At 70.6% G+C, this 23,682-nt stretch carries 16 protein-coding genes and 2 CRISPR repeat arrays; of the genes, 2 read left to right on the forward strand and 14 right to left on the reverse strand.

Features of this window, described 5'->3' with window-relative positions:
- Nucleotides 1–52 precede the first annotated feature (52 nt).
- Nucleotides 53–1,404: direct repeats of the CRISPR family, unit length 37 nt; unit sequence GTTCCAACCCACGGCCGCCCTCGCGGACGGCCGCCAC.
- 134 nt (nt 1,405–1,538) lie between these two features.
- The 8 genes from cas2 to ACYVPE_RS02345 all read right to left on the reverse strand — a co-directional run bounded on the left by cas2 (nt 1,539) and on the right by ACYVPE_RS02345 (nt 14,027).
- A complete protein-coding gene (gene cas2, locus ACYVPE_RS02310; protein WP_461031640.1) occupies nt 1,539–1,829 on the reverse strand; it encodes a CRISPR-associated endonuclease Cas2 in 291 nt (96 codons plus the stop codon).
- The gene (gene cas1c / locus ACYVPE_RS02315) at nt 1,829–2,863 is read right to left on the reverse strand and encodes a type I-C CRISPR-associated endonuclease Cas1c (RefSeq protein ID WP_461031641.1); all 1,035 of its coding nucleotides are present in this window, start codon (nt 2,861–2,863) and stop codon (nt 1,829–1,831) included. Before cas1c ends, cas2 begins: the two co-directional genes overlap by 1 nt.
- A 19-nt stretch (nt 2,864–2,882) precedes the next feature.
- Nucleotides 2,883–3,533: a CRISPR-associated protein Cas4 gene (gene cas4 / locus ACYVPE_RS02320; RefSeq protein ID WP_461031642.1), complete on the reverse strand. Its 651-nt coding sequence runs from the start codon at nt 3,531–3,533 to the stop codon at nt 2,883–2,885.
- The gene (gene cas7c, locus ACYVPE_RS02325; RefSeq protein WP_461031643.1) at nt 3,530–4,438 is read right to left on the reverse strand and encodes a type I-C CRISPR-associated protein Cas7/Csd2; all 909 of its coding nucleotides are present in this window, start codon (nt 4,436–4,438) and stop codon (nt 3,530–3,532) included. The genes cas4 and cas7c overlap by 4 nt, the downstream gene beginning before the upstream one ends.
- Nucleotides 4,439–4,536: 98 nt before the next feature.
- Entirely contained in the window at nt 4,537–6,291 is a 1,755-nt protein-coding gene (cas8c, locus tag ACYVPE_RS02330) for a type I-C CRISPR-associated protein Cas8c/Csd1 (RefSeq protein ID WP_461031644.1), read from the reverse strand.
- Nucleotides 6,292–6,293: 2 nt separating this feature from the next.
- A complete protein-coding gene (cas5c, locus tag ACYVPE_RS02335; RefSeq protein ID WP_461031645.1) occupies nt 6,294–7,043 on the reverse strand; it encodes a type I-C CRISPR-associated protein Cas5c in 750 nt (249 codons plus the stop codon).
- Nucleotides 7,040–9,340 (reverse strand): CRISPR-associated endonuclease Cas3'', encoded by a 2,301-nt coding sequence (locus ACYVPE_RS02340; protein WP_461031646.1) that lies wholly within the window; start codon nt 9,338–9,340, stop codon nt 7,040–7,042. The genes cas5c and ACYVPE_RS02340 overlap by 4 nt, the downstream gene beginning before the upstream one ends.
- Nucleotides 9,341–9,721: 381 nt before the next feature.
- Nucleotides 9,722–12,933: direct repeats of the CRISPR family, unit length 37 nt; unit sequence GTGGCGGCCGTCCTCCGGGACGGCCGAGGGTTGGAAC.
- A 371-nt stretch (nt 12,934–13,304) separates the two neighbouring features.
- The gene (locus ACYVPE_RS02345) at nt 13,305–14,027 is read right to left on the reverse strand and encodes a FadR/GntR family transcriptional regulator (RefSeq protein WP_461031647.1); all 723 of its coding nucleotides are present in this window, start codon (nt 14,025–14,027) and stop codon (nt 13,305–13,307) included.
- A 160-nt stretch (nt 14,028–14,187) separates the two neighbouring features.
- Between ACYVPE_RS02345 and ACYVPE_RS02350 the strand changes: the two genes are divergently transcribed.
- Nucleotides 14,188–16,563: a beta-galactosidase gene (locus tag ACYVPE_RS02350; RefSeq protein ID WP_461031648.1), complete on the forward strand. Its 2,376-nt coding sequence runs from the start codon at nt 14,188–14,190 to the stop codon at nt 16,561–16,563.
- Between the two features lie 285 nt (nt 16,564–16,848).
- On the forward strand, nt 16,849–18,060 hold the full coding sequence (locus tag ACYVPE_RS02355) for a glycoside hydrolase family 53 protein (protein WP_461031649.1): 1,212 nt from the start codon (nt 16,849–16,851) through the stop codon (nt 18,058–18,060).
- A gap of 78 nt (nt 18,061–18,138) precedes the next feature.
- On the opposite strand, the gene ACYVPE_RS02360 is transcribed toward ACYVPE_RS02355, so the two are convergent.
- The 6 genes from ACYVPE_RS02360 to ACYVPE_RS02385 all read right to left on the reverse strand — a co-directional run bounded on the left by ACYVPE_RS02360 (nt 18,139) and on the right by ACYVPE_RS02385 (nt 23,674).
- Complete coding sequence (locus ACYVPE_RS02360; protein ID WP_461031650.1) at nt 18,139–19,050, reverse strand: SMP-30/gluconolactonase/LRE family protein; 912 nt, start codon at nt 19,048–19,050, stop codon at nt 18,139–18,141.
- 61 nt (nt 19,051–19,111) lie between these two features.
- A complete protein-coding gene (locus tag ACYVPE_RS02365) occupies nt 19,112–20,074 on the reverse strand; it encodes a sugar kinase (protein ID WP_461031651.1) in 963 nt (320 codons plus the stop codon).
- Nucleotides 20,071–20,715 carry a bifunctional 4-hydroxy-2-oxoglutarate aldolase/2-dehydro-3-deoxy-phosphogluconate aldolase gene (locus ACYVPE_RS02370; protein ID WP_461031652.1) on the reverse strand — a complete coding sequence of 215 codons (645 nt, stop codon included), beginning with the start codon at nt 20,713–20,715 and terminating at the stop codon, nt 20,071–20,073. The genes ACYVPE_RS02365 and ACYVPE_RS02370 overlap by 4 nt, the downstream gene beginning before the upstream one ends.
- A 59-nt stretch (nt 20,716–20,774) precedes the next feature.
- Entirely contained in the window at nt 20,775–21,920 is a 1,146-nt protein-coding gene (gene dgoD, locus ACYVPE_RS02375; RefSeq protein ID WP_461031653.1) for a galactonate dehydratase, read from the reverse strand.
- Between the two features lie 57 nt (nt 21,921–21,977).
- A complete protein-coding gene (locus ACYVPE_RS02380) occupies nt 21,978–22,754 on the reverse strand; it encodes an SDR family NAD(P)-dependent oxidoreductase (RefSeq protein WP_461031654.1) in 777 nt (258 codons plus the stop codon).
- A gap of 104 nt (nt 22,755–22,858) precedes the next feature.
- Nucleotides 22,859–23,674 carry an SDR family NAD(P)-dependent oxidoreductase gene (locus tag ACYVPE_RS02385; protein ID WP_461031655.1) on the reverse strand — a complete coding sequence of 272 codons (816 nt, stop codon included), beginning with the start codon at nt 23,672–23,674 and terminating at the stop codon, nt 22,859–22,861.
- Nucleotides 23,675–23,682: the final 8 nt, after the last annotated feature.

Consider the following 23,682-nt stretch of genomic DNA (forward strand, 5'->3'; position numbering starts at 1 on the left):
CGCGGACGGCCGCCACCACCGTCGCCACGGTGCGTGCGCTGTACCGGGCAGCGTTCCAACCCACGGCCGCCCTTGCGGACGGCCGCCACCCAGGCGGCCGAACTGCGGTGTACGCCCGAGGAGGTCGTTCCAACCCGCGGCCGCCCTCGCGGACGGCCGCCACGTCGGGCAGCGGATCTTGGGGCACGGGCCCAAGCTCGTTCCAACCCACGGCCGCCCTCGCCGACGGCCGCCACCGCGACCTCGTCGGTCGGGCCGACACAGGTCACCTGGTTCCAACCCGCGGCCGCCCTCGCGGACGGCCGCCACATCTTCAGCTGTGACCGGTCGGACGGCGTCAACCCGTTCCAACCCACGGCCGCCCTCGCGGACGGCCGCCACCTGTACGTGCCGTCCGTGGCGCGCACCACGCGTTCGCCGTTCCAACCCACGGCCGCCCTCGCGGACGGCCGCCACGGCCAGCGGATCGGCGACGGCCGCCCCAACCGGAAGTTCCAACCCACGGCCGCCCTCGCGGACGGCCGCCACCAGGGTCCGCAGGAACCCGCTCCCGCGAGACCTCACCGTTCCAACCCACGGCCGCCCTCGCGGACGGCCGCCACCGGATCTCCGAGTTGTCCGGGCCGATCGGGACCAGTTCCAACCCACGGCCGCCCTCGCGGACGGCCGCCACCCCTGCGGCATGTTCACCGGCGCGAGGGTGGTGCCGTTCCAACCCACGGCCGCCCTCGCGGACGGCCGCCACCGCATGCCAGCGGGCGGCGTCGCGGTGGTGTCCGTGGCGTTCCAACCCACGGCCGCCCTCGCGGACGGCCGCCACGGTGGCCACGCGCCACCGACCGGCAAGCGACCGATCGTTCCAACCCACGGCCGCCCTCGCGGACGGCCGCCACTACGCCGGACTCCTCCATGCGTGCGGCGAGTTGGTTGTTCCAACCCACGGCCGCCCTCGCGGACGGCCGCCACGGGTCGCGCGGTGCCGAGATGCGCGCCATCTACGCCGTTCCAACCCACGGCCGCCCTCGCGGACGGCCGCCACAGCCGATGGGGTAGGGGCGGTGCGTGATCCGCAAGTGGTTCCAACCCACGGCCGCCCTCGCGGACGGCCGCCACCCGACGGTGGGCCCGTCGCCCCCGACGACCAGGGCGCCGTTCCAACCCACGGCCGCCCTCGCGGACGGCCGCCACGCATCGTCACTCGACTGCCCCGAAAGTCCGACAAGGTTCCAACCCACGGCCGCCCTCGCGGACGGCCGCCACATGGAGATCGAGAACCGCATCACCGCCGCCGAAGCGTTCCAACCCACGGCCGCCCTCGCGGACGGCCGCCACAGCTGCTCTGCATCCGGGATCGTCCACGAGGTCAGGTTCCAACCCACGGCCGCCCTCGCGGACGGCCGCCACGGCGTCTGAGCAGGGGAGACGCCGGATGGTGTTCTTTGTGTAGCCGCCGGGGCTGGTCAGTTTTCCCCGTAGTTGGGGCAATCTGCTTCGGTGCGCTCCGGCGTTTCTTGGCATGCTTGTGGTTCCGAACCTGTCTAGAGGACGAGGTCGTCGCGGTGCTGGATGATTCGGGCTGTGCCGAGGGGGCGGACGGTGTTGAAGCCGTCCTTGGGTAGAGCGTAGATCCTGATGCTGTCGGTGTCTTGGTTGATGAGTTGGTTGAGGTCGTCAAGGAGCCTCGGCAGGGTTCTGTCGTCGGCGACTATCTCGAAGACGGAGTGTTGGACGCGTAGTCCGTAGCCTTCGCAGAGTTTGGCGACTTTTCGGAGTCGGCGGCGTCCGGCGGGCGTGGTGGTGTTGACGTCGTAGGTGAGGAGTAGGTCCATCAGGCCGTGATCCAGGGGAGGTAGGCGGGGAGTTCGCCGCGGAGGTGGCGGGCGAGGATGCGGGCCTGGAGGGCGGGGATGAGGCCGGCGGGGATTTCGCGGCCGGTGAGGGGGTGGTGCCAGGGGCGGGTGCGCCATTCGTGCCAGGCGTTGAAGACGGTCTTTCTGCCGTCTTCGGTGAGGTTGACGGAGCCGCCGTCGAGGGTTTCGAAGTGGTCGGATCGCAGTTGCCGGCGGTTGAGTTGGGTGAGGACGAAGCGGTCGGCGAGGGGCGCGCGGAATTCCTCCATGAGGTCGAGGGCGAGGGCGGGTTTTCCGGGGCGGAGGCCGTGGAGGAAGCCGAGGCGGGGGTCCAGGCCGGCGTGTTCGCAGGCACCGTGGACGAGGGTGCGCAGGAGGCCGTAGGTGAAGGAGAGCAGTGCGTTGGTGGGATCGGTGGGTGGGCGCCGGGTGCGCTGGGTGAGGGAGGGGATGCCCTCTTGGGGACGTTGGAGGTGGCGGAAGGCGGTGAAGTAGAGGCGGGCGGCGTTGCCTTCGATGCCCATGAGGGTGTCGAGGGAGTCGGCGGCTGGGATGGTTTCGATGAGGTCGCGGATGTTCTCCGCGGCGTCGCGGACGCTCTGTTGGGGGCCGTTCTTGGCGTCTCGGGCTCCTTTGAGGAGGATCCAGCGGCTGTTGCGGAGCTTTCCGGCGACCATGGGGCGCGCCAGGTCGAGGCGGTGTGCGGGGTCGGCGTGGGCGAGGTGTTGGGCGTGGCGCAGGAGGATGTTGCCGTTGGCCGGCGTTTCGAGACGGGCTTCGAAGCGGCCGGTGCCGCTCATCCAGGTGATGGGGCGGTTGTCCTGGGCGCAGCGGGTGATGAGTGGGGTGGAGAGGTTGATGTTGCCGTAGACGACGATGTTGTCGATGCGGCGTAACGGCAGGGTCTTGTGGCCTTGGGCGTCGGGTAGGTGGATGCGCAGGGCGTCCTGGTCGAGGCGTAGGTCTGTTCCTTGGGTTTGTACGTAGAGGGTGTTGAGGACTTCGATCGTCACTGGGTGGCCTTGGGTCTGGTCATTCCGGGATGTCGGGTGGTGGGGAGTAGAGGTCGGCGAGGGCCGTGTGGAGTTTGCGGGTGCCGGCCAGGACGCTCGGCATGCATGTCGCGGCCAACGAGCAGCGGCGGCAGCGGCGGTCGGCCGCCGCTGGGGGAAGGTGCTGGGTGGTCAGCATGGTGCGGACATGCTCGGTCGCGTCCGCGATCTGCTGGCGGAGGGCGTCGTCGACGGTGATGGTGTGTCGTCGGCGGTCGGTGTAGGAGTAGACGGCCGCGTGGGGGACGGGGCGCTGGAACATGGCTTCCAGGCAGAGGGCTTGTGCGCCGGCTTGGATGTCTGCGGCTCCGCCGGGATGGTAGGGCCCGGACTTGTGCTCGATGGGCAGGATGGTGCCATCGTGGTGGAGTTCGACGGTGTCGCAGATGCCGATCAGGCCGAGGTCGTGGTTCCAGACGGGTAGGGCGTGGAGGGTGCGGGTCTGGTCGCGGCGGCGGTGCCCGGGGGTGTCGACGCGTTGGTGGGCGATGGTGCCGCGGACGGTCGCGGCGTCGTCGGCCCAGGTGTCCTCCAGCATGATGAGGCCGGCCTGCCGGGGGCAGTAGGTGTAGTGCTCAAGGGCGGAGAGGGGGACTTGAAGCAGGTCCCCCTCGTGTGCGGCGTGGGTCATCCGACGATGCGCTTGAGGGTGACGCCGTCGGGGACGGCCGCCTCGTCGATCTGGGCGCGGCCGTAGTCGGCGAAGGAGCGGGCGCCGGTGTGGCCGAGGGGTTTGATCGTGACCAGGTCCAGGAGTTCGCGTGCCGGGGCGCGTCCGAAGGCGTCGTCGTGGGTGAAGACGTACAGGCCACGGAGGTTGACGTCGCCGCGGGCCGATGAGCGGTCGTGTTCGAGCATGTGGGTGAGCGCGCGCCAGAACAGGTCGAGGTCTTCGGCCGTGACGCCGGTGCCGTTCTTCCCGGTGGCGAGGGGGGCGCTGAAGTGGCCTTCGCCGCGGAAGAGCCCATAGGCGAGGACGCTCTTGGTGCCCATCTCGGTCTCCTTGCCCTTGCCGGGTTCGCCGCTGCGGAAGGCTTGGAGGTCTTCGGCCTTGGTGGGGGTGACGCGGGTGATGCCGAGGTCGAGGGTGGTGACGGGGTCCAGGGAGCGGCTGAAGGTGATCTGGACGGGGCCCTGGACGCGTCCGATGCGCTTCTTCTTTTCTCCGGTGGACATGACGGCGCCGAACATGCGGATGTCGTAGAAGGTCTGGCACATCCAGTTCCGGGCCTGTTCCGGGGTGGCTTTGGGGCCGCAGGCTTCGGTGGCCCAGGCGCGTTCGTGCTGGGTGTTGAGGGCGGTGCCGGCTTCGACGTAGATGTGGTGCTTGCCCTCGGGGCGGTCTGCGGTGAGCAGGGGGATGGTGTTGCGGATCTTCCGCTTGATCGCGACGTCGGTGATGAGTCCCTGGCCGCTGACGGGGTCGATGCGGGGTGCGCCGCCGTTGTCGGGGTCGCCGTTGGGGTTGCTGTCGCGGGCGTCGAGGAAGAACACGAAGTCGTGCTTGAGGGTGGGGTCGCAGTGCTTTTCGGGCATGGCTGAGGTCCTGTTCGGTGAGTGGTATGGGTGCCTGGTGGGCATGTGGCGCGCCGGGGTGCTCGCGGTGGGCGGCGGCTCGGCGGTCCTGTTCTCGGCTACGTGGTTGCCGCTTTGGCTGCTCGCTTCGCGGCGAAGTCGGCGGCGCGCTGCTGCTCGTAGCCCAGGAGGAACATGCCCTGACCTTGGATGTCGAGGACGAGGGGGATGCCGCCTTGGCGGTGGTCGAGGCGTTCGAGGCTCTGGGAGAGGGCTTCGTTGAGTCGGAAGTAGGCCCCGGGTTTGTCTCGGCGTAGGCGCTTGAGGTGGGCCTGGGCGTTGATCCGCAGCCCCGGGAAGGCGGTGCCGGGGGATCGCATGGCCTGGCCGAGGTGCTTGTCGGCGATGGTGGCGTTGACGTCGGGCAGGGCCTTGCGCTGGATCTCCTCGAGGATGGCGAACGTGCGGCCGCTCAGGTAGGCGGCCTCGGTGAGATCGGTGTCGAGTTTGTCGGGCATGGGTCCTCGTGTGCTTCGGCTGAGGGAGAGTCGGATGAGGGCGGTGCGGACCGGGTCCAGCCGTCCGTCGGACTGGATTCGGCGTAGGACGTTGGGCAGGACCCGGGCCGGGGGAGGGGTGTTGCGGATCGCGGTGTGCATCAACTGGTTCTCCAGCCCGTCGAGCGCGGACTTGGTGAGATACCGGCCGGCGGTCGCGTCGTAGCGGCCGGTCGACGCGGTGAGGAGCCACACCGGCTGGTACCAGTACGTGTCCCGCCAGCCGTCCCAGACCCGGGTGTGGGCGTACCAGGCTCCGAGGTTGGCCTTGATGTCCTCCAGCGGGACGTCGAGCCAGTCCCTGACGACGACCCGCCCGTTGTTGGTGGAGAGCGTCAGTCCGTAGAACGCGGTGCTGTCGGCGCGGCGCAGCGAGACGGGTCGAGGCCGGTCGTTGAGGGAATCGAGGAGGTGGGCGATGTGTGCGGGGTCGGGCTCCAACTCGTTGAGTTGGGCGATTCCTGGGTCGGGGGCGGTGGGGCGGGTCCACCAGATGAGGGTGTAGTCGGGGCCGCGGTGGCGGTGTTCCTCATCGGCGAGGAGGTGGTTGAGGGCGCTCATGGAGTGGGCGCCGCAGGGCTCGCAGATGGGGGTGCCGGCGAGGCCGGAGGTGACGCCGTCCCTACCGTGGGCGGCCTTGTTGACGCTGATGAGCTTGGGGCCTGTCGAACCGCCGCCCGGGATGAGCCCGGGCTTGAGGTCGACAGGGATGGTGTCCAGCAGCGTTCCGCTGGTGTTGCAGGCCAGACAGATGCCCTGGGCGCTCTTGCCGCTCTTGCGCCGGCTCACCTCGTCGCTCCAGAACGCGCGGGCCGAGGGGAGCTCGTGCAGCCAACGCGTGTCGACGAGGAGGGCCACGGTGTGTGACGCCTCCAGGCCATCGGGGAGCGCGACCCGACCCAGGCCGGTCTCGTCGAGGAAGCGCAACAGGTCCGCGGCCGGCCCCGGACCGGGGTCGGATGCGGCCCAGCGGCGTAGGAGGTCGAGGTACTCCTCGTGACGGCGTTCCGCCTCCGCGACAGCCGCCTCGGACGCCGTCCCGGTCTTCTTGTCCGCCGCCGGCACGCCGAGGACGAACTGCGCGGTGTCGACGATCAGGGACGGCGGTGGCCGGGTGCCCGAGCGAGCCGCGTAGGGCGTGTTGAGTTCGACGGGCCTGCGGTCGGTGCTGCTGCGCCCGGGGCGGCGGCTGAGCTGGGCCCGGGTGCCCTGGTGCGTGATGAGCAGGACCCAGTCGATGGGCCTGGGCCGGTAGTACATCGGCGGCAGGCGGTCGGCGTTGTCCTGGGCGAAGCCGACGAGGGACTGCACGAGCATCGCTACACCTCCTCGTCGATGACCGTGGGCATGTTCACGGAGCCCTCGGGGAGAGGCTCTTCCGGCACGATCAGTACGCCGCCGTTCAACGTGGCCCGGAACCAGCGGTAGCGTTCCTGGCCGGCGCTGCCGCAGGGCGGGTACTCGATCGAGTGCAGCATCACGCCCAGCTCCTCGAACCCCGTGTCGTGCGGCTGGGCGTCGGTGGCCGGGCCGAACTCGGCGGTGAACTCCCGGCAGCCGAGGAACGGTTGGGAGAAGCACGCGCCCCGCTCGACGCGGCGTCGCAGCTGGTCGCGGTACTTGCTCTCGCTGGGCGGCGGTTCACCGTCGTGGGAGATCGTGCGGATCTGGGCATGGATGCGGTACGCGACATCGCGGAGGGCGACGGTGTTGCGCTGGTCCCGGTCCTGCTCGGCGTCGTATCGGTAGCCGGGGTGGGAAGCGAGCCCACGGAGGTCGTGCGCGGTGATTTCGCTGTTCACCTCGTTGCGCCGCAACTGGAACCAGGCGACAGGTCGCAGGATTTCGATCCTGCGGACCACGTAACGGAACTCCGGTTTCCAGAAGATGGCTTCCAGCAGGCCGCGGGCCGCCGACGGCGTCATCAGCGGATAGCTGACCCGCTCCACCTTCAACTCCGGGCGGGTGAAACAGGCGAACGGCCCTCGGGTCTCCACGACCAGGTCGGGGTACTTCCAACCGCTATTGCCGCGATCACGGCCACGGTTGTGCAGGGGCGCGGTGGTCATACGGTGAATTCACTCCTGTTCTCCTTCTCGATCGGGTCAATACCGCGCAACGGGTGGTAGGAGCCGCACCACAGCAACAGGCCATCACCCAGGACCGGCTCCGCCAGACCCACCCGCCGCGCCGCCTCCGCCTCCCAGCGGGGCAGCCGGGCGATGTACGGCTGCAGCATCCGCAACGTCTCCCGCAACGACCCGAAACCGCTGCGCAGCACCGCGACCGCGGCCTCCACCTCCACCCGGTGCTTCTCCTCATGCACGGCGATGACCGGCACCCCCAAGGTGTCGTCGATCATCTGGAACGCCGCCGCAACGGACTCGAAGTTCAACCTGACCCGCTGCTCGTCAATCTCCGACCCCATGCCACTACCGTCCGCCAACTGCTGCGCGTAGCGCTCGACGTAGTAGGCGGCCAACGCCTGAAGATCATCCGGGTCACGCTGCCCCTCCTCCGGGCCGAAGTAGCTGCGTGCCGCCGCGAGACCGGCCTCAAGGGTGATCGCCGCCGGGCCCCGGCCGCGCCGTGCCCGCTGCTGCTCCTCGTGGATCCGGAAGAGCACGACCCGGCCCTTTTGAGGAAGGCCCTCCCGGTTGCATCTGCCGGCCGCCTGTTGCATGGACTCGGGCAGGTTCTCCTCCCGCAGGGCGAGTGGAAAGCTGAGATCGACCCCGGCCTCCACCAGCGAAGTCGAGGCCACCTGCAAGGGCTCGTTCTCGTCCAGCAACTCCCGGATGCGCGCGATGGTCGCTCGCCGATGCCCGGCGGTCATCCGCGTCGACAGATGCAGCACCGCCCCCGCGGCCCGAGTCTCAAGAAGCTGATGCAGGGCGGCGGCGCTCCTGGTCGTGTTCACCACGGTGAGTGCCTGTCGGCTGGTCGTCGCCTCGTCCGCCACGCGCTCCCACGTCACCTCCGGCCCCCGGAGCCACTCGTACGTCACCCGCCGCGACTGCTCGAACAGTGTGGCGGGGTCCTCGACGATCCTGCGCGCGGGCAGGCCGTCGAGCTGCGCGAGCGACCAGAACTCCGGCTGCGTGGCCGAGGCGAGCACCACGGTGGCCCCGAAGTCCTCCACCAATCCGCGGAGCCCGCTCAGGATCGGGGCGAGCAGGTGGTCCGGCAGGGACTGGACCTCGTCTAGCACGATCACGGCCCCGGCCAGCCGGTGGAGCTTCCGCATCGCCGCCGGCTTGCGTGAGAACAGCGACTGGAACAACTGCACCGTCGTTGTGACGACGAATGGAGCGTCCCAGTTCTCCGCCGCGAGCCGCGCCCAGGGCGCCGACTCGTCATCGAGGTCCGCCTCGCTGTGATGCTCCAGAACCACTGACGAAGCGTCGCCACCACCTTCGTCGGGTTCCAACATCCTGCGATACACCTGGGCGTTCTGTTCGGTGACGCTGATGAACGGAACTGCGACGATCACCCGCTTCAACGCGTGCCGCGCCGCGTGATGCAGCGCGAAGCCGGCCATCGCCAGGGTCTTCCCCGAACCCGTAGGCCCGTGCAGCACATACATACCTCGTTCACCGGCCGCCGCGGCCACCGACTGCTTGTAGAGGCTCCGGCGTGCGGCATCCATCGCGGACGGCTCCCGCTTCGCGAGCTCTTCCAGGCGGCGCTGCTCGAACCGCTCGACCAGCGCCGCCATGTCGGGCACGGGGCCGAGCCGCGGCTCCTCATCCAGGAAGTGCGCCTCGGTGTCGAGATAGTCGGCATCCACCAGGCAGCTGAACAGCATCCGCAGCAACAGATCCGGGCGAACGTCCGAGCCTCGACGTCGAGCTGGCCGGGCCAACCACGACGGCACGTTCAGAGGCTTGCTCGGAACGATCTCCGGAATGACCTTCCGCATGATGCCGATGGCTTCGGCGGCGGCACGGCCCCGAGAGGACGCACCATCCAGGGCCTCATCCAACTCGTCCCGCAGCCGCTCCCAGTCGAGCAGCCCGCCGTGGTGACCGAAGACGACGCCACCGCATGCGAGACCGAGACGCTCCGCGGCCAGCAGCATCCCAGCGTCCTTGTGCGGCACCCCCACCCGGCCGCCCTTACATTCCGCGCGCACCAAGCCCTGCTGCCACGCACAACTGGACTTCCCCACGTCATGCACCAGCGCGAGATACGCGGCCAGATCCCCGTACCCGAAGACCTCTCCGAAACGTCGCGCCAACTCGGCAGACCCCCGCAGGTGGTCCTCCAGCGTGTGACGCCGCTTGGAAACCTCGCTCCGGCTGTGTGCCCATAACGGCTCGACTGCCCCTGAAGCAGAGGGAGTCCCCGTTGTCTCCTCAGACATGCGCCGAACCGTACAACCCGCCACTGACAATTGAGGGCGGATAGCGGTAGCCCACCCCAAAGCGAACAGACGAGCGAAATGAAATGGTCAACGCGAGCCGGGCGGGAACTTGGAACCTGGTTTTCTGGAATAGGAGTCGCCGCCCGATGCCTGGGGCGCCTGCTTGCGGCATGGGAGGATGGCCGGAAGGGGAGGGCGCCCATGAGCGGCAAGTGGGCTGCCGCAACCTCCTATCCCTCTTCGTGGCGCTGCTTCGGAACCGCAAGCATGCCGAGAATCGCCGCACCGCACCGAAGTGGAATGTCCGTATTGGGGTGATGAGTGCATGCACTTGGCGCCGATGCAGGAGGCCGCGAACGCTATCGCCCCTGCTCAGGCGCCGTGGCGGCCGTCCTCCGGGACGGCCGAGGGTTGGAACCCGTCCCCTGAGGTGTCCTTGATCCCCCGGACGTGGCAGGTGGCGGCCGTCCTCCGGGACGGCCGAGGGTTGGAACGTCCGCAGCATGGAGTGCCCGCCCGCCCTGGCCACCGGTGGCGGCCGTCCTCCGGGACGGCCGAGGGTTGGAACGCCGCCGGCATCGTGTGGACCGGCGCCACCTGGGTGTGGCGGCCGTCCTCCGGGACGGCCGAGGGTTGGAACCAGAAGACCTCGAGGCTGCTCGCCGCGCTGTCGCTCGGGTGGCGGCCGTCCTCCGGGACGGCCGAGGGTTGGAACCGCACGTCGAGAGGTTGACGACAGGGACGAAGCGCCGGTGGCGGCCGTCCTCCGGGACGGCCGAGGGTTGGAACTCGGCGTGCAGCTCGGTCGATCCCGTCACCAGCCGGGAGTGGCGGCCGTCCTCCGGGACGGCCGAGGGTTGGAACTCCGCCTTGCGGCGGGCGGCAGCGGCCGTGCGCTCAGTGGCGGCCGTCCTCCGGGACGGCCGAGGGTTGGAACGTGTCCGTGGCGACCGTGGGGCAGATGGAGCTGCCGTGGCGGCCGTCCTCCGGGACGGCCGAGGGTTGGAACGTCGGGTGCTCGGTCAGAGGATCGCGTCGTGCACCGGTGGCGGCCGTCCTCCGGGACGGCCGAGGGTTGGAACAGCGGTGGAAACGAGGCTTCCCGCTCCCCAAGCCGGAGTGGCGGCCGTCCTCCGGGACGGCCGAGGGTTGGAACTGGCGCTACCTGCTGCGGGGCAACGAGGTTCACCGCGTGGCGGCCGTCCTCCGGGACGGCCGAGGGTTGGAACGATTTCCCGCCCACGGAGTCGAACACTGCTTCGGCGGTGGCGGCCGTCCTCCGGGACGGCCGAGGGTTGGAACCGCACCGTCGCGGCCAGACCGCCGGCACCCGGCGGGTGGCGGCCGTCCTCCGGGACGGCCGAGGGTTGGAACTCGGTGTCGACCGTGCCGAACGGGTTCGCCGTGAGGATGTGGCGGCCGTCCTCCGGGACGGCCGAGGGTTGGAACACGAACTCGTGGAACGCCGCGTAGTGGGTCCAGGTGGTGGCGGCCGTCCTCCGGGACGGCCGAGAGTTGGAACTCGACCACCAGGTGAGCCGCGAGGGCGACCCCCAGAGTGGCGGCCGTCCTCCGGGACGGCCGAGGGTTGGAACGGCCCCCTCTGCGGCGTTCTGCGGGCCCGTGGACGGGGTGGCGGCCGTCCTCCGGGACGGCCGAGGGTTGGAACGACTTCCTGGTCTCCCGGTGTGATGTCCGGCGGGTGTAGTGGCGGCCGTCCTCCGGGACGGCCGAGGGTTGGAACCCCGGAAACAGCCTGGAGACCGTCCGGCATTTGCTGCGGGTGGCGGCCGTCCTCCGGGACGGCCGAGGGTTGGAACTTCGCGGCCGAGCGCCAGGGGCGCCACAAGGGCGTCGTGGCGGCCGTCCTCCGGGACGGCCGAGGGTTGGAACCTCTTCGGGATCCTGCTCTGGCGCGGGCATCGGGGGTGGCGGCCGTCCTCCGGGACGGCCGAGGGTTGGAACGTCCTCGGTCGCCGCGAGCGCGCCGGCGGCGAGCAGGTGGCGGCCGTCCTCCGGGACGGCCGAGGGTTGGAACATCTGCCTTGCCACCCCCGGGGACGGGACGCTCGGGAGTGGCGGCCGTCCTCCGGGACGGCCGAGGGTTGGAACATCTGCCTTGCCACCCCCGGGGACGGGACGCTCGGGAGTGGCGGCCGTCCTCCGGGACGGCCGAGGGTTGGAACCTTCCGTCTGGAGAGGTTCGGTTGTGTGGGTCGAGGGGTGGCGGCCGTCCTCCGGGACGGCCGAGGGTTGGAACCTGTACTGCCTCTGCGCCAGAGCAATGGGGGGAAAGGGGTGGCGGCCGTCCTCCGGGACGGCCGAGGGTTGGAACACCACCAGGATCGTCGCAGCGATCCCCGCCAGCGCGAGTGGCGGCCGTCCTCCGGGACGGCCGAGGGTTGGAACCCCTTTCTCTATGCGGGACTGCCGGCCGGCGCACGGCGTGGCGGCCGTCCTCCGGGACGGCCGAGGGTTGGAACCGGCTGCGCCGCAACAGCGAGGCGCCGACCGACTTGTGGCGGCCGTCCTCCGGGACGGCCGAGGGTTGGAACGTCGCTGCCTACGTCGCCGGCCGCGCCGGCGGCATCTGGTGGCGGCCGTCCTCCGGGACGGCCGAGGGTTGGAACTGAAGGGCCGGTTTACAGTGCGTCGTACAGGGGTGCGCGTGGCGGCCGTCCTCCGGGACGGCCGAGGGTTGGAACCCGGCGCCCACCACGCCGGCCGCCGTCGAACTCGCCGGTGGCGGCCGTCCTCCGGGACGGCCGAGGGTTGGAACCACACCACCATCGAGCTGCTGGCCCGGGTCACCTCGTGGCGGCCGTCCTCCGGGACGGCCGAGGGTTGGAACAGGTACACCGGCCGCTCGGACGGCTCGCCTGTGACGGTGGCGGCCGTCCTCCGGGACGGCCGAGGGTTGGAACGTCACGTAGGAGTTCGCGGCGGCCTTGCGCTGAATCAGGTGGCGGCCGTCCTCCGGGACGGCCGAGGGTTGGAACTCGTGGGCGGCCAGCAGCACGGCCGCGTCCACGCGCGGTGGCGGCCGTCCTCCGGGACGGCCGAGGGTTGGAACCTCATGACGGCACCGAAACGGCGTCAAGGATGGGGTGTGGCGGCCGTCCTCCGGGACGGCCGAGGGTTGGAACCTCGCCAGGTCGGCCCGCAACTCCTGGACCTGGCGGTGGCGGCCGTCCTCCGGGACGGCCGAGGGTTGGAACGCCATCCCGGAGGCCGAGGAGGCCACCGGGGAGGACCAGGGGGACTGGTGGCGGCCGTCCTCCGGGACGGCCGAGGGTTGGAACTCCAGGTAGCGGCGGGCCTCCTCGAACACGGCCTGGTGGCGGCCGTCCTCCGGGACGGCCGAGGGTTGGAACTCCAGGTAGCGGCGGGCCTCCTCGAACACGGCCTGGTGGCGGCCGTCCTCCGGGACGGCCGAGGGTTGGAACTCCAGGTAGCGGCGGGCCTCCTCGAACACGGCCGGGTGGCGGCCGTCCTCCGGGACGGCCGAGGGTTGGAACAGCCCGACCCGTGTGGATGATGGTGAGCAGCAACTCGCGTGGCGGCCGTCCTCCGGGACGGCCGAGGGTTGGAACTCGCTCTCCACACGCCCCAGCCTGCTACCGCCGGGGTGGCGGCCGTCCTCCCTGGCGGTCGGGTTGGCGGGCCATCGACCAGCTCAGCGGGGGCGGTTGCCCGGCCCGCCGCGGTCGCGGAGTAGGGCGGTGATCTTCGCGTTGGCCGCGTCGTCGCTGTTATCGATGAACTTGGCGTAGACGCGGAAGAGTACCGCCACGCTGTGTCCGGCGCGCCTCGCGACTGTTTGTGGGTCCACGCCGGAGCTGACACCACACATATCCCGGGCCTGCGGATGATGTCGCGGAGTTCGTCCCGGCGAGGTTCTGATGTTCCCGCGGAACCTGATCCCGTGCTGCCGGCATGTCGGCGGAGGTGAAGAGGATGGCGGTCAGGGCTGGTGGGCCGTGGCGGCGCTGCCGGTGATTCTGTCGAGGTCGTGGGTGGCCTTGGCGAGGAGGTCGAGCATGGCGAGCTCGGCGCGGGCGGGGTCCTGGTCGCGGATCGCGTCGAGGACGGCGCGGTGGCTGGGGACGGGGTCGGTGGTCTGGTCGTGGGAGTGGACGACGCGGTCGCGTTCGCGTAGCCCGGGCTCGAGGAGGAGGTCCATGCGGGCAAGCATCTCGTTGCCGGTGGCGGAGAGCAGGGCGCGGTGGAATGCGGCGTCGGCCTCGGCGGCGTCCGCGGAGGAACTCGCGTGGGCCTGGGTCATCGCGTCGAGCGCGGTCTCCAGCGCTCGCAGGTCGTCCTCTGTTCGGTTGAGGGCCGCGCGGTGGGCGGCGGCCGGCTCGATGATCGCGCGCACCTCGGCGAGATCACGCATGAGGCGTTGTCCGGCACCACTCTCGACCTGCCAGCGGATGATGTCCGCGTCGAGCAGGTTCCAGTTTCTACGGTCCCTGATGAAGGTTCCACGCTTCTGACGCGCGTCTATCAGCCCCTTGCCGGCGAGGACCTTTAGGGACTCGCGCATCACGGTGAGGCTCACGTCGAGTTCCTCCCCGAGGGCACGCATGTCGAGAGTTGCTCCCTCGGGCACTTCACCGCCGACGATGCGCAGGCCGAGGACGTGGACGACCTGCCCGTGAACGCCTCTGCCGGTGTACGACGCCATGGCGGGTCTCTCCTCGGGGTCTGCGCGGGATCCGGATGCGGAGGCTTGGTACGCCCACCCTAGCAGTAGACATTAATTATGAATACATCTTGACACTGTCTGGGGCTCCCCCCACGATGAACGCACTCCACCGAGCCGCCTCCCGCAGGAGCCGCCCGTCATGTTGTCTCTGCACGCCCACGAAGCCGCCGCGCCCCTGGCGGGGCACCTGCCCATGGGCAGTTCAGCCACCGCGGCGCACACGCTTACCGTCGACAGCCAGAGCCTGATCCGGGACGGTCGCCCCTGGATCCCGGCGATGGGTGAGTTCCACTTCAGCCGCTACCCGTCAGCCGAGTGGCGCGAGGAACTGCTGAAGATCAAGGCTGGTGGCATAGATCTCGTGGCCACCTACCTGTTCTGGAACCAGCACGAGAACGAGCGTGGCACGCTCCGTTTCGACGGTGACCTCGACGTTCGTCGCTTCGTGACGCTGTGCGGCGAGCTCGACCTGGCCGTGATCGTGCGGCTCGGCCCCTGGTCGCATGGCGAATGTCGGAACGGAGGGCATCCCGACTGGCTGCGGGAGAACGACTGCGCCCCGCGCACCGACGATCCCGCCTACCTCGCGTTGGTCGAGCCGTACTACCGGCGCATCGCCCACGAGTTGCGCGGTCTCTTCCACGACGACGGCGGTCCCATCGTGGCGCTCCAGGTGGAGAACGAGCTCTACGACCAGCCAGGCCATCTCGCCACGCTGCGGGGGATGGCCGAGGACGCCGGCATGCGGGCGCCGCTGTGGACCGCGACGGCCTGGGGCGCGGCCGATATCCCGCCCGACGCGCTGCTGCCGCTGTACGGCGGTTACCCGGAGGTGTTCTGGGAGGACGCCCATCAGGGATGGGCGCGGGACATGCGCCGCCACTTCTTCTTCACGCCGATCCGCGACGACCACGCCATCGGGGCCGACCTCCGGTCCGCCGCCGCGACCGGCACCGGCCCCGACACCCGCCGCTACCCGTACGCCACCTGTGAGCTCGGCGGGGGGATGGCGATCGCGTACCACCGCAGGCCCCTGGTGCCCTGCGAGGACGTCACGTCGCTCGCGTTGGCGAAGCTCGGCAGCGGTTCCGTCTGGCAGGGGTACTACCTCTACCACGGCTGCTCGCAACGGGTGGACCTCAAGGAGCCCAACCAGGAAAGCCACGACACCGGTTATCCCAACGACCTGCCCAGGGTCACCTACGACTTCCAGGCGCCGCTCGGAGAGTACGGGCAGGTCCGACCTTCCTTCCACGCGTTGCGTCTGCAGCACCTGTTCCTGCGCACCTACGGTGCCGAACTGGCGCGGATGCCTCTGTGGCTGCCGGACGTCGAGCCCGCCTCGCTCGACGACCGGAGCACGTTGCGCTGGGCCGTCCGCTCCGCGGCCGACCAGGGCTTCCTGTTCGTCAACAACCACCAGCCGCACGAGGGGCTGCCCGACCACGACGGTGTTCAGTTCCGCGTCCACCTCGACGACGGCCGGACCGTCGTGCTGCCCGCCCAGCCGGTCGACGTGCCTTCCGGGGCCCACTTCGTGTGGCCCATCGGTCTGGACCTGGGGGTGGGTCTCCGCCTGGACTGGGCCACCGCCCAGCCGGTGACGCGCCTCGAGGTGGACGGCACCCCGCTGAACGTGCTGGCGGCTATCGAGGGCATCCCGGTCTCCCTCTCCCTGCCCGCGGGCGTGGGCGTCGAAGGGCCCGCGCGAGTGGAGAGCGGCGAGGACGCCACTCTCGTGTACGTCACCGAGCCAGGCACGGGGGCGCTCTTGACGCTGACCACGTCGTCCGGCCGCGCCAAGGTTCTGGTGCTGTCGCACGACGAGGCTCTGCGGCTGAATCGAGCGCACGTCTTCGGCAGTGAACGACTCGTGCTCAGTGACGACCTGGTCCTCTTCGACGGGGACGAGGCGCGCCTGCACCTCACGTCCGCGGCCCCCTCGATCGCCCTGCTTCCCGCACCCGCGGCCCTGCACGGACCCGGCGTCCACGATCCCGTACCGGACGGCGTCTTCACCCGCTGGCCGCTTCGGCCCGCTGCGAACCTGCCGCAGCCGGCTGTGGAGTGCCTGCGGGCGGAGGCGATCGCCGCGCCGGCCCGTGCCGGCGGCACCCATCAGCGAGCCTCCGCACCCCGCGACGAGGACTTCGACAAGGCTGCCGTGTACCGCGTCACCGTTCCCGCATCGGCTCTGGAAGGCGACGGGGAGGTACTGCTGAGGCTGCGTTACACAGGCGACGCCGCTCGCGCGTACATCGACGGGCAGCTTGTTGCCGATCATTTCTGGTACGGCCCCGATTGGGAGATCGGACTTCGCCGCTTCGCGGACTCGGCCGCGCGGCACGGTGTGGAGATCCGAGTCCTGCCCCTGGACCCCGCGTCGGGCATCTACGTTGACGCCTCGGTACGAGAAGGGCTGGACGCGGCCCACGACCGGGCCGCGGTCGAAACCACCGAACTGGTGGGTGTGCCGCGCCTGTCCCTGCGCGCCACCGGTGACGAGCGGGCCTGAGCGCGATCGGAGACGCTGCCTGAGGCGTTGTGGGTCGGCGCGGCGCGGTCCGGGCACGCCAGGGTGTCCGAGACGCCGTGCCGGCCCTGGTACACGCATCGGAGCAAAGCCGTCTCCGGAAGTGGCGGGACACGACACCACTGCACGCCGCACGGCGCTGTGGCTGATGAGCCTGCCCCTGTACCCCGGACCCTGAGCGCCGCAAGGCAGGCGTTGGTTCGGCTGATCCGACACGAGAGAGCAGATGGAGGTTTTTCTATGTCATATGCACGACAATGGCGTCGATTGCGTGCACGCCTCACGGCGTTCGTACTCGCCGCCGCATGTCTGGCCGGACTCACCGGCCAGGCCGGCGCGGCCACTCCGCACGGCCAGGACCGTGACCGACCCGGGCGTCCCGTGACCGACGACGGGTTCGCCGCCGGTGGCGACCTGACCATGCTCAACTGGGTCGAGGACAGCGGCGGCAGGTACCACGACGAGAACGGGCGACGCGTCGACCCCGTCCGACTGATGGCCGCCAACGGCATGGACCTGGCCCGGCTGCGTGTCTACACGGAAACCGGTCCTGACAACCCGCGTATCGGCTACCCGGACTCCTACCTGCCCGAGGGCTACCAGGACACGCCGGACATGCTCGACCTCGCTCGCCGGGTGACGCGCAACGACATGGAGATCCAGCTGACGCTCCATTACAGCGACTACTGGACCAACGGCCTCATCCAGGACATCCCGAGCGAGTGGCGGGACGTCACCGACCTCCCCGACGACCAGGCGGTCGCCGCGCTCGAAGAGTATGTTCGCGACTACACCCGCGAGCTCATGCTCGACATGAGGAACCAGGGCACCGTCCCGGCGTACGTCTCGCTCGGCAACGAGATGCAGGGCGGCATCCTCTTCCCGTACGGGACGACCTCCTCCGAGCAGGGTTGGGAGAACCTGGCCCGCTTCCTGCGCGCCGGGTACGAGGCCGTCAAGGAGGTCTCCCCCTCGACTCAGGTGATCCTCCACCTCGACGACGCGGGCAACATGGACAAGTACGAGTGGTTCTTCTCCACAGCCGACGCTCATGGCATCCCCTACGACGTCATCGGCTCGTCGTACTACCCGTTCTGGACCCGCAAGGACATCCCGACCGTCTGCGCGTTCTTCGAGCAGCTCCACGAACGCTTCGGCAGGGAGATCATGGTGATGGAGACGGGCATCAACTGGAATCCGGTCACCCACGAAGGTGTCGAGGGGCAGCTCACCGACAACGGCCCGGTGCCGTACCCCGAAACCCCTCAGGGGCAGGCGGACTTCCTCACCGACTTGTTCAGGCAGCTCAGGGAGGTGGAGGACGGGGCGGTCATCGGTGACATCTACTGGGACCCGGTCATGATCCCCGCGCCCGGAGTGGGCTGGGAGGTCGGGCAGCCCAACTTCGTGAGCAACACCACGCTGTTCGACTTCCGGGGCCGGGCGCTGCCCGCGCTGCGCGCCTACCGCACGGCGTAAGCCTCGGCGCCGACCCCGCCCCCTGTCTCAGGGGCAGGGTCGGCGCACGTGCTGGCGCCCGGAACCAGCGCCGCTCCGTCAGGCGTGCGGGCCCGCGAGTGCGGCGGAGGCGTACGCGGCGGGTGAGGCGACGGCGGAGCACGGGGCGCTGAGCACCGCCCCGTCGTTCGGGCCGGGCTCCTCCAGGCCGAGCGCGGCGGTCGTCACGACGAGGCTGCGCCCGGTCAAGCAGACGCTGGAAGGCTGCACGGCCGGCACCTCCACGATCTCCAGCAGTCGCCCGTCGGGGGCGTACCTCCTGACCTGGCCGGCTCCCCAGATCGCCGACCAGACGCAGCCGTGCGTGTCGACCGTCATGCCGTCGGGGCTGCCCTCGTCGGGATCGACGCGGAACAGTGGGCGGCGGGCGGACAGTCGGGCGGTGTCGGGGTCGACGGTGAAAGCCTCGACCGTGCCGAGGGCGCTGTCCGCCAGGTAGAGGGTGTGCCCGTCCGGGCTGACAACCGGTCCGTTGGGGATCGTCAGGCTGTCCAGCACGGTGGTCACCGTGCCGTCGACGTCCAGCAGGTGCAGGGCACCCGACCCCGGTGTCGCCTCGTATGCCATGGTGCCCGCCCACATCCGCCCGGTCGCGTCGCACACCGCGTCGTTCATGCGCTGTGCGCCGCCCGCCCGGTGTGGCAACGGGAAGTCCCGAAGGACCCGGCCGGTGGAATCGAGCACGGCGAAGGCCATACCGGTCGCCGCGAGCCACCCCGTCCGGTTGCCGGTCAGCACCAGGGGGGCGACCGCGCCCAGGGGTTCTGACAACTTGGCCAGCTGGACCAGTTCGCCCCCCGGGGCAGGCGGCAGCCGCAGCAGCCGGCCGGTGAGGATGTCCACCAGGACGACGGTGCCGCCGGGCAACAGCCTTGGCCCCTCACCGAGTTGGAGCCGCTCCGGAGTGACGGGCCGGAACGGGCCGATGTCCGAAGGTCCGTACACGGTCATGGGAAACCTTTCGCGGAAGTCGGGGGAAGAGAGCACGGATCGGCGCGCCAGGGCCGGCCGGTCAGCGCACGGCGGCCCCGGGCGCCGCGTCGAGAAGCGGGAGTTCGTCCCGGTGCGGCAGGCCCTCCCAGTCACCCGCGGTGGCCACGGCGAACGCGGCCGTGGCAGTGGCGCGTCGCAGCCGTCCCTCGGGCGGCAGGTCGTCCAGCAGGGCGGAGAGGTAGCCGGCGCTGAACGCGTCGCCCGCGCCCACGGTGTCCGCCACGGGCACCCGGCGGGCCGGGGCGCGCAGTGCGGGTTGGCCCCTCAGATGGAGATCCGCGCCCTCGGCACCTCGCTTGACCACCACCTCCCGCACCCCTGCCAGGAGTAGTACCTCCACCCGCTCGGCCTCCTCGGCGCCGTCCCCGCCTGCCACCAGTGGCAGCTCGTCGTCCGAGGCGATCACGATGTCGACCCAGGGCAACAACGGCCGCAGGACCGAGGCGGCCCGCTCCGCGCTCCACAGGCGGGTGCGGTGATTGACGTCGAGGGACACGGTCCAACCGTGCTCCGCGGCGTGTTCGGCGGCCGCCCGCACGGTGGCCAGCGGGTCGGCCCCCAGGGCGCAGGTGATGCCGGTCAGGTGCAGGACGCGCGTGCCGGCGTCGAGTGCCGGCCTGACGTGTTCGGGGCGCAGGTGGGATGCTGCCGAGCCGGCGCGCCAGTAGTGCACGCGGGCCAGGTCGGCCACCCGTCGTTCGCGCAGCATGGCACCCGTTGGAGCGGTGTGGTCCAGGCTGGCGTGTGCCACGTCCACCCCTTCACCGCGCAGCGTCCGCAGCACCATCCGTCCCGGCTCGTCGGCGCCCACCCGGCCGGCCCAGCGCACCCGGTGCCCCAGCCGTGCCAGGCCCACCGCCACGTTGGACTCGGCACCCGCCACCGTGGGCCGGACCGGGTTGCCCACCGCAAGTGGTCCTTCGAGTTGCAGCGAGAGCATGGTCTCGCCGAAGGTCAGCACCTCCGCGGGCTGGACGCTCATGCGTGGTCCTCCGCCTGGCACAGTGTGCGGAACGCCCGGGCACGCTGCCGCAGCGCGTCCGGGTCCCCGCCGTCGGCAGCGTCGCCCAGCAAGGGGGAGCCCACGCCGATCGCCACGGCACCGGCCGCGAAGTACGCCGGTGCGAGTTCGGCGTTCACACCTCCCACCGGCACGAACGGCACGTCGGGTAGCGGATCGCGCAGCGCCCGCAGATAGCCGGGGCCGCCCAGGGAGGCGGGGAACAACTTCACCGCGTGGGCGCCGGCGCCCGTGGCCGCCACCGCCTCGGTCGGCGTCAAGGCACCGGCCAGTACCGGCACGCCCAGGGCGACAGCCCGCTCAAGGCCCCCGCCCAGTGCGGGAGTCACCATCCAGCTCGCCCCCGCGTCCCGCGCGCGCAGCGCCTCCTCCGGGGTGACGACCGTCCCGGCCCCGATGACCGCGGCCGGGCCCGTCTCGCGTATCGCCCGGCGGATGACCTCGACGGCCCCGGGCGTGGTGAGCGAGACCTCGATGAGCCGTACGCCTTCCTCTGCGAGGGTCACGACGCTGCGCAGCGCCGCCTCCTGGTCGTCGCCGCGCACGATGGCGACCAGACGGTCGTGGCGCAGTACGCGTGCGAAGTCACTGTGGTCCGGCATGTGCTGTGCTCCGTGGAGTTACTCGTCGGGGGAGAACCGGGTGGGCGAGGGGCGGAGGGTCACCACTCGGCGAACGAGCCGTCGGTGTGTCGCCACACCGGGTTGCGCCAGTCCGGCGCGCTTCCGTCGGCACGGCGTACCGCCGGCTCGTCGACCTCGATGCCAAGCCCCGGGCCCGATGGGCGCCGGATGTGGCCCTCGTCGAACCGGAACACCTCCGGGTCGACGACGTAGTCCAGGACTTCGGCCCCCTCGTTGTAGTGGATGCCGATGCTCTGTTCCTGGATGAGGAAGTTCGGTGTGCTGAAGGCCACCTGCAGACTGGCGGCTAGGGAGATCGGTCCCAGGGGGCAGTGGGGCGCCAGCAGCACGTCGAACGTCTCCGCGAGCGACGCCAGCCGTCGTACCTCGGAGATGCCTCCGGCGTGCGACAGGTCGGGCTGGAGGACGGCGATGCCCGCCTGGAGCGCGGGCATCGCCTCGGTGCGTGAGTAGATCCGCTCGCCGGTGGCGATCGGGACCGGCGACGCGGAGACCACCTCGGCGAGCCGGTGCGTGTACTCGGGCAGGACGGGTTCCTCGACGAACAGCGGATGCAGCGGGGCGAGGTGGGGCAGGACGCGGCGGGCGTTGGCGGCGGTGAACCGGCCATGGAAGTCGAGGGCGAAGTCGCGTGCGGGGCCCAGTGCCTCTCGGGCGGCGGCGGCCCGTTCGACGACTGCGGCGACGTCCGCGGCGGTGGCCATCCTGTTCATCCGCCCGCAGGCGTTCATCTTGACGGCGGTGAAGCCCGCTTCCACCTGTGCCTTGACGGCGTCGGCTATGTCGGCCGGCTCGTCACCGCCGACCCAGCTGTAGGCACGGACCCGTTCACGCACGGGGCCGCCAAGCAGCACGTGGACCGGCACGCCCAGTGCCTTGCCCGCGATGTCCCACAGCGCCTGGTCGAGGCCGGCGACGGCGCTGGAGAGCACCGGGCCGCCCCGGTAGAACGATCCCTTCGTCATCACCTGCCAGTGGTCCTCGATCCGCATGGGGTCCCGGCCGACCAGGTACTCGGCGAGTTCGTGGACGGCCGTGCGGACCGTGGCGGCCCGACCCTCCACGACGGGCTCGCCCCAGCCCACCACGCCCTCGTCGGTCTCCACACGGCAGAACAGCCAACGAGGCGGGACGGCGAACGTCTCAACGCGAGTGATCTTCAAGGGATGACTCCAAAGGCGGGTGGGGGTTGACCGGGGTCCGGTGTGCTCGGACACGGCTCACGAGGAGTTCTTCAACACGCTCCAGCCGCCGTCCACCACGAGCGAAGCCCCGGTCACGAAGGAGGCGTCGGCACTGAGCAGGAAGGCGATCGCCGCGGCCACCTCCTCGGGCGCCCCGAGGCGCCCTGCGGCGGTCTCCCGGGCGGCCGCCCGCCGGTCCTCCTCGGCGATACCGTCCCAGGCCCGAGTCAGGACCGGGCCCGGCAACACACTGTTCACCCTGATCCGGCCGCCGTACTCAACGGCCAACTGCCGTGCCAGCCCAGTGAGTCCCGCCTTGGCCGCCGCGTAGGCGGGCCGCCCTGGCAGGCCCACCAGGGCATGCACCGAGGAAACCAGCACCACACTGCCGCCGGTCGCTTCCAGGTCGTCGAGACAGGCGCGAGTGCCGAGGAACGAGCCGGTGAGACTCACGCCGAGCTGCCGGTTCCACTCCTCCGCGCTGGTCCGGTGGGCTGGGGCGATGCGGACGGTGTAGGCGTTGCTCACCAGGGCGTGGACGGGCCCGAAGGCCGAGCTGGCGGCTCGCGCCGCCGTGGCCCAGGAATCCTCGTCCGAGACGTCGCAGTACTGGAATCGCGCGTTGCCACCGGCCTCACGGATGGCGGTGACGACGTCCGCGCCCGACTCCTCGTCGATGTCGGCGACGAGGACGCCGGCTCCCTCGGCGGCGAGCCGGCGGGCTGTGGCGGCGCCGATGCCGGAGGCGCCGCCGGTGACGAGTGCGCAGCGGCCGGCCAGACGGGGTGTGAGGGGCAGGGGCGCGGGAGGCACGGGCGAACTCCTGTGAGGCGGGCGGAAACGACTGACCAGATTAAATATTAATTATTGCGGGATGCCAAGGGACGCTGATGGTCCACGGCCTTGCTGTAGCTCCGTCACGATGCCGGTGGCACGGCGTACCGCGCGGTGAGCCCGCCGTCCACCCGCCAGTCCGCGCCGGTCACGAAGGACGCGGCGGGCGAGGCCAGGAAGCACACGACCTCGGCCACTTCCTCGGGTGTCCCGATGCGGCCCAGCGGGTGGGTGCCGAGGACGGTCTGTTCCATCGCCGGGTCGGAGTTGCGGGCCAGCCACTCGTCGACCAGTGCCGTGCGGATCCAGCCGGGACTGACGGCGTTGACCCGGATGCCGTGGTGAGCCACTTCCAGGGCGGTGCTACGGGTGAGACCGATCAGGCCCGCCTTCGCCGCCGCGTAGGGGAAGTAGCCGGCGCTGGTCTGGTCGGCGTGTACGGACGCGATGTTGACGATCGAGCCGTGGCGTGCCTCGATCATCGAGGGCAGGACGGCACGGCTGAGCAGCCACGCGCTCCTGAGGTCCACCGCGAACACCGCGTCCCACTCGGCGACGGTCATGGTGACGGGGTCCGCATAGGAGTTCCGGCCCGCGTTGTTGACCAGCACGGTCGGCGGGCCGAGGCGCTCGCCGACGGTCGTGACCGCGGCCGTCACGGCTTCCTCGTCGGTGACGTCGGTGTGCACGAACACCGCACCCGCTCCCAGCCTGTTCAGGGCGTCGGCGACATCCTGGCCTGTTCGATCGATGTCGAGGATCGCGACGGCGGCACCCTCGCGGGCGGCCACGGCCGAGATCGCGGAGCCGATCCCACCGGCGGCGCCGGTGACGAGGGCGACCTCTCCGGCGAGCCGGCCGAGCTTCGCTCCTGGGCCTGTGCTCTGGTTTTCGCTCATGTGTGGGC

Source organism: Streptomyces mayteni (genome assembly GCF_054783955.1).